Origin of the sequence: Teredinibacter franksiae, assembly GCF_014218805.1 — a bacterium.
Classification (GTDB): Bacteria; Pseudomonadota; Gammaproteobacteria; order Pseudomonadales; family Cellvibrionaceae; genus Teredinibacter; species Teredinibacter franksiae.
This window is the reverse complement of record NZ_JACJUV010000001.1, coordinates 1771838-1785007: the sequence shown is the minus strand read 5'-3', so window position 1 is coordinate 1785007 and position 13170 is coordinate 1771838. Positions and strand designations below refer to the sequence as shown.

Annotated in this window: 17 protein-coding genes; 1 reads left to right on the top strand and 16 read right to left on the bottom strand. The window is 48.9% G+C overall.

All coding sequences use genetic code 11. The annotated features are described in order from the left end of the window. Positions 1-156: 156 nt before the first annotated feature. From H5336_RS07310 to H5336_RS07260, 11 genes are all read right to left on the bottom strand, one after another. Positions 157-573 carry a hypothetical protein gene (locus tag H5336_RS07310; protein WP_185232842.1) on the bottom strand — a complete coding sequence of 139 codons (417 nt, stop codon included), beginning with the start codon at positions 571-573 and terminating at the stop codon, positions 157-159. Between the two features lie 43 nt (positions 574-616). Then, positions 617-1132 carry a hypothetical protein gene (locus H5336_RS07305; RefSeq protein WP_185232840.1) on the bottom strand — a complete coding sequence of 172 codons (516 nt, stop codon included), beginning with the start codon at positions 1130-1132 and terminating at the stop codon, positions 617-619. A gap of 144 nt (positions 1133-1276) precedes the next feature. Then, a complete protein-coding gene (locus H5336_RS07300; protein WP_185232838.1) occupies positions 1277-2821 on the bottom strand; it encodes a winged helix-turn-helix domain-containing protein in 1545 nt (514 codons plus the stop codon). A 126-nt stretch (positions 2822-2947) separates the two neighbouring features. Continuing rightward, entirely contained in the window at positions 2948-3964 is a 1017-nt protein-coding gene (locus H5336_RS07295) for an Ldh family oxidoreductase (protein WP_185232836.1), read from the bottom strand. Continuing rightward, positions 3957-4328 (bottom strand): hypothetical protein, encoded by a 372-nt coding sequence (locus H5336_RS07290; RefSeq protein ID WP_185232834.1) that lies wholly within the window; start codon positions 4326-4328, stop codon positions 3957-3959. The genes H5336_RS07295 and H5336_RS07290 overlap by 8 nt, the downstream gene beginning before the upstream one ends. 116 nt (positions 4329-4444) lie before the next feature. After that, positions 4445-4672 carry a hypothetical protein gene (locus tag H5336_RS07285; RefSeq protein WP_185232832.1) on the bottom strand — a complete coding sequence of 76 codons (228 nt, stop codon included), beginning with the start codon at positions 4670-4672 and terminating at the stop codon, positions 4445-4447. Positions 4673-4858: 186 nt separating this feature from the next. Beyond that, positions 4859-5062: a hypothetical protein gene (locus H5336_RS07280; RefSeq protein WP_221628000.1), complete on the bottom strand. Its 204-nt coding sequence runs from the start codon at positions 5060-5062 to the stop codon at positions 4859-4861. A gap of 125 nt (positions 5063-5187) precedes the next feature. Then, positions 5188-6267: a hypothetical protein gene (locus H5336_RS07275; protein ID WP_185232828.1), complete on the bottom strand. Its 1080-nt coding sequence runs from the start codon at positions 6265-6267 to the stop codon at positions 5188-5190. Positions 6268-6341: 74 nt separating this feature from the next. After that, on the bottom strand, positions 6342-6770 hold the full coding sequence (locus H5336_RS07270) for a hypothetical protein (RefSeq protein ID WP_185232826.1): 429 nt from the start codon (positions 6768-6770) through the stop codon (positions 6342-6344). A 48-nt stretch (positions 6771-6818) separates the two neighbouring features. Next, positions 6819-7772, bottom strand: a complete 954-nt coding sequence (locus tag H5336_RS07265) for a TonB-dependent receptor plug domain-containing protein (protein ID WP_185232824.1) — start codon at positions 7770-7772, stop codon at positions 6819-6821. Continuing rightward, complete coding sequence (locus H5336_RS07260; RefSeq protein ID WP_185232822.1) at positions 7763-7942, bottom strand: hypothetical protein; 180 nt, start codon at positions 7940-7942, stop codon at positions 7763-7765. Before H5336_RS07260 ends, H5336_RS07265 begins: the two co-directional genes overlap by 10 nt. Before the next feature lie 444 nt (positions 7943-8386). Between H5336_RS07260 and H5336_RS07255 the strand changes: the two genes are divergently transcribed. Then, positions 8387-10426 (top strand): TonB-dependent receptor plug domain-containing protein, encoded by a 2040-nt coding sequence (locus H5336_RS07255; protein ID WP_185232820.1) that lies wholly within the window; start codon positions 8387-8389, stop codon positions 10424-10426. Between the two features lie 14 nt (positions 10427-10440). Here the strand turns inward: H5336_RS07255 and H5336_RS07250 are convergent, their stop codons facing one another. From H5336_RS07250 to H5336_RS07230, 5 genes are read right to left on the bottom strand one after another with little or no spacing between them, the layout of a single operon-like run. Beyond that, positions 10441-10809, bottom strand: a complete 369-nt coding sequence (locus H5336_RS07250) for a hypothetical protein (RefSeq protein WP_185232818.1) — start codon at positions 10807-10809, stop codon at positions 10441-10443. After that, entirely contained in the window at positions 10806-11351 is a 546-nt protein-coding gene (locus H5336_RS07245) for an RNA polymerase sigma factor (RefSeq protein WP_185232816.1), read from the bottom strand. The genes H5336_RS07250 and H5336_RS07245 overlap by 4 nt, the downstream gene beginning before the upstream one ends. A 1-nt stretch (position 11352) precedes the next feature. Next, positions 11353-12375 carry a hypothetical protein gene (locus tag H5336_RS07240; RefSeq protein WP_185232814.1) on the bottom strand — a complete coding sequence of 341 codons (1023 nt, stop codon included), beginning with the start codon at positions 12373-12375 and terminating at the stop codon, positions 11353-11355. Further along, a complete protein-coding gene (locus H5336_RS07235) occupies positions 12372-12842 on the bottom strand; it encodes a DUF3106 domain-containing protein (RefSeq protein ID WP_185232811.1) in 471 nt (156 codons plus the stop codon). Before H5336_RS07235 ends, H5336_RS07240 begins: the two co-directional genes overlap by 4 nt. Continuing rightward, on the bottom strand, positions 12835-13137 hold the full coding sequence (locus H5336_RS07230) for a hypothetical protein (RefSeq protein ID WP_185232809.1): 303 nt from the start codon (positions 13135-13137) through the stop codon (positions 12835-12837). Before H5336_RS07230 ends, H5336_RS07235 begins: the two co-directional genes overlap by 8 nt. Positions 13138-13170: the final 33 nt, after the last annotated feature.

The following is a 13170-nucleotide window of genomic DNA, read 5'->3' as shown; positions in this document are numbered from 1 at the left end:
TGAATTGCGTCATGCAATTTGATAGGCGCATCATATAGGCCTTGGCGGGAAAATGCACTGAGTTTATTGCGCCAATTCTGTGTGGAGGGGTGGGTGTGTGCGTTTGAAACGGCGACTCGCCGGTCGGCGAGCCGCTCTTGATTGGTTGATGTAGTTTTAGTTGATGTAGTAGGAGTAAGTGCCTACGGAAACATCAATGCAGGTATTGCTAGAGGTGCTTTTATAGGCATAAATTCGACTGCCATTCTTCACGCTGTTTTTTAGGGCAGCAAAATCTGCGTAGTTCGTGTCGTTGGTTAGAACATAGCAAGAGAAGTAATCGCCGGCGGAGTCGCGACCAAAGAAGTAGACCGTACCGCCAGCATAGCCATTGGCGCCTATGTAGGGTGAGCCAGCAATAGTGCTATTGAAGCGCACATCCAGCGTGCCTTGCATATACTGACGCGCGCCTGATGTCCATACATCGACCGTACCGTTGTATGAAAGGCCCTTGGCAAACAATGCCGTGGGTAAAAGTGCGATTGAAATCAGGGCTATTTTTTGGATTAAGGCTTTGTTAAACAGAGTTTTCATGTGTTGATCCTTTCGGCTGATAAAAGTGGTGTACAAACAGGGGTTAAAATTGAGGGAATGCGTCAAGTTCCAGCTGTTGTTCATTGACGGCAGTTAAAAAATTGTCCATTAACTCGAAACGTTGCGCTGAATTGAGTACGGCCATCTCGGTGATAAGTTGGCGGTTATCGTCGCGGGACCAGTACCCTGTCAGCAGGGCTGTTTCAATAATGTCTTGTGAGCTTTGGTAGGCTAGGGCTTCTTCATTGACCTCCTGTTCTGTTTTCCCCTTTACCTGTTTATCGTTGGTGTTGGCGACCGCCATGTGGGTGGGTTGCGTGTTAGAGGGGAGCGCACGAGCCTCCTGTCGAATAGTGTTTTGAATAAGGTTGTGAAGGGTGTCGGTATCGGCGCTCGACAAGCCTCTTGTAGTATTGGTGCTTGTGGTGTTTGGGTTGGAGGCAGCACTAATGGCTGGGTGCTGTGTCTCGTTGGCTGGCTGAAGTACTAAACCGGCGACAAGCGCGAACTGCACAATGGCTAGGCCATCACGGGCTAGCTGATGTTTGTATGTTGTCATTTATTTCTCCCCTAAGGCCGTTCGAAGCCCTGTGTTAATGCGATGGAGAGGAGTTTAAGGAAGGCGTTGTGAGAGGTCGTGAAAACCTATGAAAGTTTGTGAAACGCTATTAAATCAATAGGTTAGCGGAGAGTTGTGAGGGCTTTATCGAAACTGGCTGAGTAAATCCATGGTGCAGCTTCTATGGCCTTGGTAATGAATAGCGTCGGCCAGCGCGTGAGCCTGGGAGGTGGCCTGTTCAGACTCCAGCTGCTGGCCGAGTGCTTTAAGGCTATCGATTTCACAATAAATCGCCTGGGTGCCAAGGCGGTAGTATTGCTGGTGCAAGGCGGTTTGCTTTAGCTCGTTAAATATACGCTTGGCCTGATCTGGTTGTTGGTTGCCCAGCAGTATAATCCCCTTGTCCAGTTGGGTGTTCAGCGCTTCTAGAGCAAAATCGTTAAGTGGCGTTCTGGCGAGTAACTGTTCAAGCATTTGCAGGCTGGTGGCCGAGTTACCTTTCAGCCATTGCTCGCGGTAGCCAGCGGTATCCAGTTGTCGCTGCTGAACCGGTGAGCCGAATGATGGCGGAGTAAGTAAGATGTCGGTTTTGCTTGGGCGGCTTTTTAGTTGTATTGCCGTCAGAAGCGCGTGCGCCGAAATAAATTCCGGGTGTTTTCCTGTAAGAGTTTTGAGTAATAGTCGTGCTCGGGCCTGGTCGTTATCGGCTACAGCGCCCAGTGCTTCTCCGTAAAGTAGGGTGGCATCGCTGTTGGGATGGAAGCGCTGTTGAAGGTTTTTTGGTTTCAGTTGTAAGTGCTGGCGTAGGTCGCGGTGTAATTTTCCTAGTGCAGTCATTGGGTGAGTATCTGTAAATTGGCTAGACCTGTAGCGGCTTTCAGAGCTCAGGTGAATGTATTCAAACCGATAGGGTGGGGCTTGATTCGTTGTACCTACAAACACCACATCGGTACAGCTGAGCGGACGACAATATTGTGTGAACATAGTGAGGTTGGGTGCCATAGCTTTACGCGGCCTCCATATATCCAGTGCTGCCGCTAAGTCTACAATTCTTAGGCTTTGTGCATGGCGTAAGCTGTCTGCAATAAGTGCTGCATAAGCGAGGGCTGATTCATCCCGAGCCTGCGCGTGGTAGAGCGGTACCACCGCAATTACTGGCTTTATACGGCTAGGCGCGAAGGGTAAATCACGCAGTGTGCCGGGTGATTCTGTTTTGGGTGAAGAGCCAGCAATAATCAATACACTCAGCCCAGCCAATATAAGGCAGCTAATAGCGGCGATAGCGAGGGTAATGGGCTGCCTGTGGCGGGCAGTGGTTGGCTTTGGTGTATTCACCTGAGGTGTGGCGGCTATTTCTGGATGCTGAGTTTCAGGTGCTGGATCGCCAAGCTCTTGAATCGGGAATGTATAGCGATAGCCCCGCCCGTGTAAGGTTTTAATGTGGTGATCGGGGCCTATTGTTTTGCGTAAGTCTGATATGAATCGGGTAAGAGACCATTCGGTAACCACCTGGTTGGGCCAGAGCGTTTGAATAAAGGCTTCTTTGGGTACTGCATCGGGGTAGTGGGCAACCAGAAGTGTTAGCGCGTTAATTGTTTTTTCGTCACACGATATTAACTGGTTACTGCTGACCTCATGCAGGGTCATTTCGTGAGAATTGAGGATCAGCTTATCGAGTTTGTATCGCATGGTGGTTATTCTTACGAGTGCGTACTTTTAGGTGTGGTGGTTATTGTTGTGTGTTCAATTATTCTCAAGTCGTTCTTCGTATGTGTATTGTGTCCTCAAGCGATATCCTTTATATGAAAGTGTTAGTTAATGGTGCTTTTGGTTGGGGGTCGATTCTAGAACGGCTTGCCATATGTGCAGTGGAATCGTAACACCTTCAATATCGTTCTTTGCTCGGGTACGGTTAAGTGATTGTCCCGGCCAATGAATTTCGTCTGTTTCCAGCTGGAAGATTAAATTGGCAATACGGGAAAAATATTGGTCGCCCCATAGGTGTTCAATATTAATTGCGATGAAAACCTGAGAGATATTCTGCTCGCCCTCATGTCGCGAAACTTCTTCCACCGACTGCCCTCCCGTGAGGACGGCGGCGAGAAGGTCTAGCATGATCGAAAGCCCCGAGCCTTTCCACCAGCCAATAGCCGAAGCCGAAAGCTGTTCGAATATTTTTGCGGCGTTATTGGTGGGGTTGCCGTCGTCACTATAGCCTCCAGCCACGGGAAGCGGCTTATTGTCTTCGGCGTATTGTTGGATCTTGCCGTAGGAAAATTGCGACATGGCGGTATCAAAAATAATGGGCTTATCGCCGTTGGGAATACCGATAACAATTGGGTTGTTACCCAGTGTCGGTTTTCCAATAGTCGGCGATTGCGAATGAGCGAGCATGTTGGGAATTGTGTTTGTCCAGCAGATAAGTACGCAATTAGCCCTTGCCGCTAGTTTTGCGTAGTACCCAGGGCGCAACCAGTGGTTGGTGTTTTTTAAGCCTACAAGTGCTATGCCCGAGTGTTTTGCTTTATTGATAGCGTGGTCGACAGAAAACATTGCATTGAGTGGGCCGGGTGCTTGCTGGCCGTCTATTACCATCCAAGCATCGGCGTCGGACAATATTCTAGCCTTGCTGCGGGGGTTGATCCACCCACGACTAATTTCGTCCATAAACCGCGGGAACCGCTTAAGTCCGTGGGTTACTAGGCCATCGAATTCAGCTTCGGTAAAAATTGTTGCGAGCGCTTTGGCCTCTGCTTGTTCGAAATGCTCGCTGAGTAACCCGTTGAGTGCCTCAAAGAGTTCATCGTACTGAAAAATAACCGTATCAGTCATTGTCTTGTGAGTGCTGCTCTTCGTTATTGGTTGGAGGTTCTCCGGGTACCCAACCACAGTTCAAACAAGGTTTTCCTGCGCTGAATGCGTTGTAAAGGAACTTGGGCTGAATTTTTTTGCCATCTTTGAAAATGGTCAGGTTCCAGCCGCAGGTAGGGCATTTTACGAAGTGGTAAAGGCATACCTGGTGTACAACACTGAGGGTGAAGCTCACGCCCAATACACCAAGCACACAGGTTTTCCATGGCAGTGTTTGGGTAAACACCATAAACATGCCGAACAGTATGCCTAGGGGCAGGGTGTATATTGCTGCTCGGTCGAGCAAGAAGATCCAATTTTTACCTAGAGCGTCGAGGGTTTTCATAATTATTGGGGTGGAAGTTGAAAGAGGCCTAGGAGTTTAACACACGGAGCCGTGTATGCTCCTAGGCCGGTTGTAGAAACGTCGGATGCCTATCGTTTACCAGCTGATACCAATGCTTAGCGTTTTAGAAGGCTCACTTCTTCAATCCATACTTCGTGCCAGCCTTTTCCTCCGCCGGCATAATTCTCTTCGTTGATTACAAATTGTAGGCCTTGAATTAGGTTCATGATTTTGTGCTTATCCCACACATCTTGTAACCTAGATTCAGCGTTGGCAGGTAAAAACTTAGGGTAGGCGTTGGACAAAATGGTGGTACTGGCTTGTAATTCGTGAGGCGGAATCATGACATATTGCTACTCCGGTTTAACGTCGATTTTTTTGCTGTACGCAAAGCCATCTTTGTCTAGAAGGCCTACACGAATAAATTCAGATGTCTGTTGTGAACGAACTTTAATAAACAGTGTGTTGTAGCCACTCAGTTTGCGGTTTTTCAAGCTGTTATCGGCAGCAATACTGGTTTTTACGATGTGCTAGGCTTTTTGTATACCGTTTATCCCCAGTCGCAGTGCCGTGTTTCTACCGCTCTGGCCGGCCACATAGCTGTATTCTGCATGGGCATCTTTAGGGTAGATGAGGTTGGCGTTGTCTCTGGCGGGATCTAGCAATGAAATGGGCGCGCCCCAAGTTTGTAAATTCATATAAAAATAACCAGCGTCGACAAAATCCCATTCCATAGGGCTGCCTTGGACGCCGCCTGGGTAGGCGGTTTTATTTCCCTGTGACGTTACCACAATGGCATATTCCAACGGCCCGGATTTTTTTCCACCAGTCTTCCTGTGGCAGCGAGCATGTATACAGATTACTGCCGGTATGTTGCATTTCCAGTGCGTGGAACTCGCGCCAGCCTTTGTAGCGAATGACTAACTCCACCATTTTCAATGGTGTTCGCGGCGCTTACCTGCGCTTTAAAACTGAAGTTGTCTTTTAGGCTGGCGGCGCACTGTCGTTGGTGCCATACCATGGGATTGGCTTGATTAAACTGTGCAACTGTTTTGGGTAGTAGGTAATCGGTATTTAAATGAGTATATTTTTTTACACTGGCTTTTTTCTTTTTGCTGAGTAAGTATTTGCCTGGCACAAAGGAGAATTTTCCGGCCTTGGCTTTTCCGCTCAAATCGTTGTTGGGGTTAATGGCGTTGGCGAAGTAGTTTTTGCCCAGATCAGGGAGAGAGATTTGCACATTTTGTGAGTTAAAAAACAGCCGGCCAACTTCTCTGCGTAGGGAGGGATTTTGGTGTGGGTCCTGCACTTTGATCCAGCCGGGGTATATTTCTAATTGCCAAACGCCGGGTTCTAACTGGTCTAAAAAGTAGGCGCCGGTACCGGAGTAATTGACAATGCGCGAGGTGCCAACACCCGCTACGTGCTTAAGAGACTTGGTGCTTTTGGGTTTTTCTTCGGTGCTACTGCTATAGAAAAGCTTTTCTTTGCTGTTGTAGAGCGCCAAGTTTTTGTGAAAGTCTAACTGCGTATTACCAAAGCTGTTGATGTTTGGGTAGGAGGCTAGGGGTTCTCGCGCTTTTTGGGTGTAAAACACTTCGCTGGCAACTAAAAAACCAATAGCTTTTTTGGGTGTATACAGCCGATTTAAGAAGTGGGTGTTGTATTCGGAATTGGCATAGGCGAGGTGGCCGGGGTCGTAAGCAAAGAGGGTCGCCCACTGAAAACCGGCTTCACGAAAACTACGTGCCATGGCCGGGTAGAGGCTGGCGTTATCTAAATCAGCGGCATCGAATTCATACACCATTTTAGCTTTGCTACTGCAGCCTGGAAGATCGTCAAAAGGTGTTGGGTATTGGGCCACGTTAAGTAAGCCGTTAAGTAAGCCGTTAAGTAAGCCGTTAAGTAAGCCGTTAAGTAAGCTCGTTGAGTTGGCCACCAGACCACTGGGGTACCATTGGTAGGCAACGCCACGGATACGGGTTCCGCAGAGCGCTTCAGAAAAAGGCTTATCTAGTCTGCCAGCAGGCGATCGACATCCATGCGCAGAGCGGGGTTTGCCTCTATGGTGGTGCGCAAATCGCCATCGAAAGAGCCCAGTGCACTACCCAGATACATGTCGTTAGGCTCCTGGTTTGAGTCCAGTAGGTAAACCGTTTGGTTGCCTACGGCCATTTCTTTCTCACGCTGGGAGCCGCGTACGCCAAATTCCAGACTGCTGACAAAGCCCTCTTCAAAATCGTAGCTGAAGTCGAGCGCGAGGGCGCCCACTTGGTCTGCGACATTCTGGGCGCCGCCGCTATCGGCGTTGATGATTTCTTGGCTGTCGGGCAGTAGATTGCTTGCGGTGTCGGTTAGGGAGGTGCCGAATGCAAAGGCGGGAATAGCTGAGGTACCGTCGAAGTGTGCGGTTGGGCTATTTTGAATCGTTTCTATCGACAAGAAATGGCTCAAGCGCTCGGCACGGGAGTAGGAAGCGTCGGCGCTGATTTACCAAGCGTCACCATTGTTCCATACCACATTTAGGCCGGTAGCCAGTAGATCGTCTTCTTCGCGGTACTGTTCGTTAACATTATTTAGGTCAAAGCCGCCGGTCATACGCGCGGCTGCCACGCTGCCAGCGGTGTGGGTATTGGTGCCGGAATCAAAACTACCGCCAACAACATCAACATCGGCGTAGAGGGTACCGGCTGCCGCGAGGTTACCGGTGCGAAAACCACTTTGGTCTTCAGAGACTTCAAACTGGGAGTAAAACACGTCGTAGTTAATGTCGAAATTATCGCTGGGCCGAAACTGCAGCGCGCCGACGATGCCTTGTCTTGATTCGCTGCCTGTACGCACTGAATGCTCGTAGCCATAGGGCAGGGTGGCATCGGTGTATTCTACTCCATCGGCAACAAAGCTGACCTCGGTGGGGTCTGGGTTGAACACAGCGGCGCGTAAGGTGCCCACCGGTCGTGGGGAATTTGCAACGCCGATAGCTACACCTAAGCGGTCGTCCAGAAACTGGTTGATATAAGAAATACTTTCACGGTCGCCATAGGCGTCGCCATCCTCCAGGGCGGCTGCCACTTCCTGGTACTCAAAACTGGCGTTGAGGTTGATTTTCCGTTCATTGATTTCCAGAGGTCGCACAGTATTCAGGTTAACGGTGCCAGCAATACCGCCAGCGGTTTGTGTGGCAATGGGGCTCTTATAAACTGAGGCGCCGTATATCAGCTCGGTGGGAAACTGATCGAATCGAGGGCTTCGGCTGGCATTGTGGGTAGCCAGCTCGCGCTTGTTCATCAGCGAACCCGTAAGCTCGGTACCCAACCCGCGAACAGAAACGCCTGCGCCATTTCCGCGGTCTCGGCCAGAAGTGAGGCCGGGTAATCGCGCCAGACTTTCGGTGATGGTCAACTCTGGAAGCTTGCCGATATCTTCCGCAGCAATCACTTCCACCAAACTATTCGAATCGCGCTTTGAATCGACCCACGGATACCGGTGACCACCACTTCCTCAAGGGTAGCGGAGTCGGGGTTAACTGCTTCACTCACGTCCTGCGCCAGCGCGCAGGGCGTAAAGCCTGCAAGTAGCAGCATTACTGCCTGCTTTGAACGGGTTTTTAACATTGAGTTTTCCTCATATGCCGTTGGGCTGCATCCGCAGTCGTTATAAATTATTGGTGGTTAGAAATGTCGTGTGGTTACTCGAATCACGGTGATGAAAAAATGTACGCAGGCTTAAGGGTAAACGTTTTCCTGGCGGGTGACAGCCAAATTTGGCGCCTAATGAATTCGTCCCTCCGATAACCATAGGCACTCTATGCAGGCTGGCCAGTTTATTGCGTTGATGGGTGAGACCATCGGCTTTGGTGGGCTTACTAACATTTTTGTGGGGCAGTCTTGTATGGCGATTTTTGTGATAATCCGCTATATCTATATAAGGCTGTATTAAGTTGTTATAAGTACCGTAGTCGCTATTTTAATAATGTAAATTCGCGAGCTTTCCTTCAGTGTGTCGCACCAGTTAGGGGGCTAAGATGGCAAGGCCCCACCCTTAGGAATAAATAGTCCATGTTTAAGCTTTGGCTTGCGCCACCCTTGCTAGCTGTGTTGACGCTTGTGCCTTTGGCCTACGCAGAGCAAACGGATATTTTTACCCTCAGCTTAGAAGACCTCCTGCAAATCCAGGTGAAAAGCACCTCATTTTTTGCAGAAACCCTATCGACTACAAGTTATAGCGTAACCCCGGTAAAACGTCGTGACTGGCAGAAGCTGGGAGTCCGTAATTTGGGGGAGTTGCTCAACCATATGCCGTCCACGGTTGCGCCGCTTGGTTTTGGCCAGTCGCGAGGCTTGGCAATACGTGGTTATCTCAACTCTAATTCGCCCAAGGGCACAGCGCTGCGGTTTGATGGCGTACCCATGAATCGGATACGCGAAGGTGGGGGCATGATGGCGCTGGATGGTTTCGACCTTTCTCTACTCAATTCCACAGAGCTTATCCGCGGGCCAGGCTCCTCATTACACGGTAACGATGCTTTTCACGGAGTGCTCAGCCTCGAAAGCCTTGGGTATGATACCGATCATGCACATGTCGCTATGGCGTTGGGCGCTTACGATTATGGTGCGGCATCGGCTAGTGGGCATACCGCCGTTGGCGATCATGAATTTACCGGCGGGTTTGCTTATCGCTCCATTGGCGATATGGGGCAACCTTATTCTTACCCCGCCGCCGGCAGCGATGAAATTCTGACGGCAACCCGTCAAAATGCGCGAGAAAATACAGGTGGTTTATTAAAGTATCGTTATGGCCAAGACAAAAAGTTTACAGTGGAATCAACGGTATACCTTCAGGATTTTGATGCTCATGAACTGCCCGGTATAGGTGGTAGGCCGACTATTGGCGATCAGCGAGATAAAAACAGCAGTGATTATAGCGATCAAACGTACCTGCTGCGATCGGCGGCAAGCTACCGAGTGAGCGCGAATAACTCTATAGATTTTATGGCGTTTGGTTGGGGCTACCAAGACAGTTTTTACGCCGATTTTACCGAGCTAAATAATGGCGTAGAGTCCTTTTCTAACCGTGAAGAGAGCCACTATGGTGTGCAGGTTCACCAGCAACTTAGTCTCGATGGGGGCAGTTTTGATGGCGTTAACCATTTCGCATACGGGTATGAATATTTGTCTATTAATCTGGATACATACTCCAATAAAATGATAGCCCCTGATGGCAGTGTTGTGCTCGATGAACCTTCTCTACCGGAATCCGGTTATAACCGTGATCTACACAGTTTGGTGGTCGACGGCCGCTATGAGTTAAATCGTAGTGGCTTGCAGGTGGCTTACGGTTTAAGAATGGACGCCTATAACGATTTTGATGGCGAGTTAAGTCCTCGCCTTGGGTTCAGTCAGCCGTTAAGCGATTCGCAGCATGTGCACATCACCTACAGTCAAGCGTTTCGCGCGCCGGCCTTGTTTGAGCTTTACGGCACCCAGAGAATAGAGCCCAACTTCGAGCTGCAACCGGAAACATTGCAGAGCCTAGATTTAAAATACAGCCTTGAGCGAGGGAGTAGCCTGCATCAAATTACGTTGTTTAATAACAAATGGAACCAGGGTATTCAAACAATCTTGTATGCTCAGCCCACGGAATCTGTGTTGGGTCAGTTTCAAAATACCGGTAAAAACGAAGCTTATGGTGCGGAGTACGAGTTGAAAATGCGTTGGCAGGCGTGGGAGGTTGACTGGAATACATCTTATATTCGCAGTAAAAATGTTGAGTCAGAAGAGGTTTTCAGTGCGTTTCCCCATTGGATTTCAGATTTAAATCTGGGTTACCGCTTTAACAATAGTTGGTTGGCTTATTGTAATAACCGCTACATGCTACGTGACTCTGTGTCTGCTGATTTGCCTAAAAGTGAAGGTGGGGTGGATTATTTGCGCACCGATGTAGTGGTTTCCTGGGTTAATTCAAATGGCCTAGAGACATGGTTAACGATAAGGAATCTATTTGATCGTGAAAACAGTATGCCGACCGACCAGGCGCACAGAGATGGGCTGATCGACGAAGGTCGTAACCTCTCAACGACTATTCGCTATAGTTTTTAACTGTCCTTTTTGGGTTACCCCGCGCTGTTTAATTCTTCATTTACCCATTGATAAAAATCCAGCTCATTGTCCATGAGTTCAAACTCATCGTTCTCGAGTAGCCATTCCATATCGGCTAGAGCCGCGTCAGTTGTATTGGGCGTTTGGATGCTGGGGTTTATTAAAAATACAAAAGCCGCAATGAGTGAAGCCGCAACGGCGGCACTTAACCAATAGACGTTTTTTCGTGCGGGCTTTTGCGGTATAGCCGCGAGCGCGCGCTGGCGAATGTCAGCCATGGTTTCTAGCGTGTCGGCATCGGTTTCCAGTGAATGATTTATGGCATTCACTATTTGTTGTTGGGTTTTAGCCTCTTGCCCTTGTGGCTGTTTATCACGGTTCATTTTAAGTCCTCCAACAATACCTGTAATTTTGACAGGGCTCTTGAGTAATGGGTTTTAACGCTGCCAGTACTGCAGGCCATGGCAAAAGCGGTTTCATCTGTGCTAGCCCCCCACCAGGCTCGCAGTAAAAAGGCCTGCTGTTGTCGCTGTGGAAGCTGTTGTAGTGCGCGTTCAATTTCCTTTAGTTTCTGATCGCCGACGGCAATATTTTCCGGTGTGCGTGTGTTTGATATAGGCTCATGGTTTTGCTCCTCGGTGACGGGTGGCTCTTCCTCGCCGAAATGAAAACTCAGCCAGTTGCGCACTTTTTTTCGCCTGTGCCAGTCGCGCAGCGTGTTTTGCAAAATACGTTGAAAAAGCTGCGGCCAATTTTCAGTCTGATCCGCATATTTTGCCGCTAGCTTAATCATCGAATCTTGCAGTATATCCAGTGCATCGTCGCGGCTTGATGTGGATATTTCAGCCTGCCGCATAGCTTTTACCTGCACTTGAATAAAAAAATCATTCAGTTTTAGCCGAGTTTTGTCGCAGGTTGTGGACATGCTACCAGTTTAGCCCTAGGCCAATTTCTGCGTATAACGAAGCATCTTCGTCTGAATTACTTAGTAGAAAACCCAGGTCCACAGTGTTGTTAATAGGGCGCTCAATGGCGCCGTAGAGGCTGCTCACTTGCTCCTTAAAATAGAGGCTATCGTACCAAGACAAGCCGGCGGATAATCGATAGTTGCCAGCGAAAAAACTAAAACGCGTACTGGCCTCTTGGTCGGCAACATGGCTCACTTGGTGATAGTATTGTTGGTCGGTATAACCGAGTGCGCGGGAGTACTGTCTGAGTTGTTGGCGTTGCTCGGGCTGATCTAGGAATTGTTCTAACTGCTCTCGATTTTCAACGCCCACGTCATTCAGTGCCGCAATGATGTCGTCTTGGTTCGGTTGGTTAGGTCTGTCGTGTTGATAATTGCGGTAGCTGAATTGCCACGCCCATTGTTGAGCATAATAAATGACGCTAGTGCCAATACCGGTGCGTGTACTGGACAACCGTTCACGTTCACTCGGTGGGTTAATAAATTCACTTCCTAATAGTAGTGTGGGAACAGTTTCTATCTCGCCTCGAATAACGCTTAGCTCTATCGTCCAGTTTTGCAAATTGGTGCCAGCCAGTAGTAGCCAGTCTTGCAGCCGGTAACTGTCTTCGCGCTCTCCCGTTTCTAAGCCTACGCCTAACGTGAATTTGGCAAATGGATTACTCTGAATATAAAAACTACTGGCAAATTCGTCTTCTTCTCCGCCCGATACGCGTGTGTAGCGACCCGAGAATTCACTGTTTAGCAGAAAGGGTGTATTTAGTGCAATGCTAGAGAGGCTTGCGCCGTCTTCGAATTGGCCGTAGCGCATATCGAGGCGGTAATTCTGGGTGTCTTCTAGAAACCAATCGCTTTCGTCGGCCTGAATTAACGGTGCAATAAAGAGCGTCGCAAGCCAGAAAAGCCCGACAAGCGCTTTGGTCGGGTTGAAAGTTGGTAAAGCTTTATACCGTAAAGAAGGTAACAAGAGGAGAGCAATCACCGTCGATTACTCTCCTTTTTCTGTCTTGATCTATCAACCGATTTTCGCCGTTGATCGGGCGACATTTTTTTCCAGCGTTCTTTGAGTTTTTGTTTTTTGTGTTCAGGCAGTGCTTGAAATTTGCGAAATTGTGAACGAATACGGGCTCTGTCTTTTTCAGGTAAACTCCTGAATTCCTGAAGCCTTTGACGCACCGCGCGCTTCTGATTGCCGTCGAGTGTACGCCATTTTTTCAACCGTTCCGCCGCGTGTTGTTTTTGCTTTGGCGACATGGTGTTCCAGCGCTCTGCAGCTAACAATAGTCGTGTTTGTTGCGTTTGTTCTAGCGTGTGCCAGTTGTCTTTAAAGGGGGTAAGAATGGCCTGTTGGTTGGTGCTGAGTTCCTGCCAATCTGTGTTTGCAGTGCAGTTGAGTGCCAACAATGTTAATAACAAGCCAAGGGTTAGTTGTGCTAGATACCTATTCATTGCTATCACCTCGTTCGCTCTTGCTTTCTTCAGCTGTCGTTTTACTTTGAGTATTGTCTGGTTTTTTAGTGTTAACTTGCTTGGCCACGTCTTTTTCTCCGCGTGTAACTAACAAAGAAAAAGTTTCGTCATCCACATTATCGAATTCGGCTAAAAAGAGTAAAAGCTCACGGCTAGGCAAAAGTTCCGGTGTATGCTCTTCTGCCCAAGCGTAGGCCGTTAATTGACTCGTTAGTAGCAGTGTTCCGAAAAACGGAAGCGGTTTGGCCCGCTTCCGTAGGCGTGGATGACTCAAAGAGGTGTCTCCTCAAACGTATAACGGTACCGT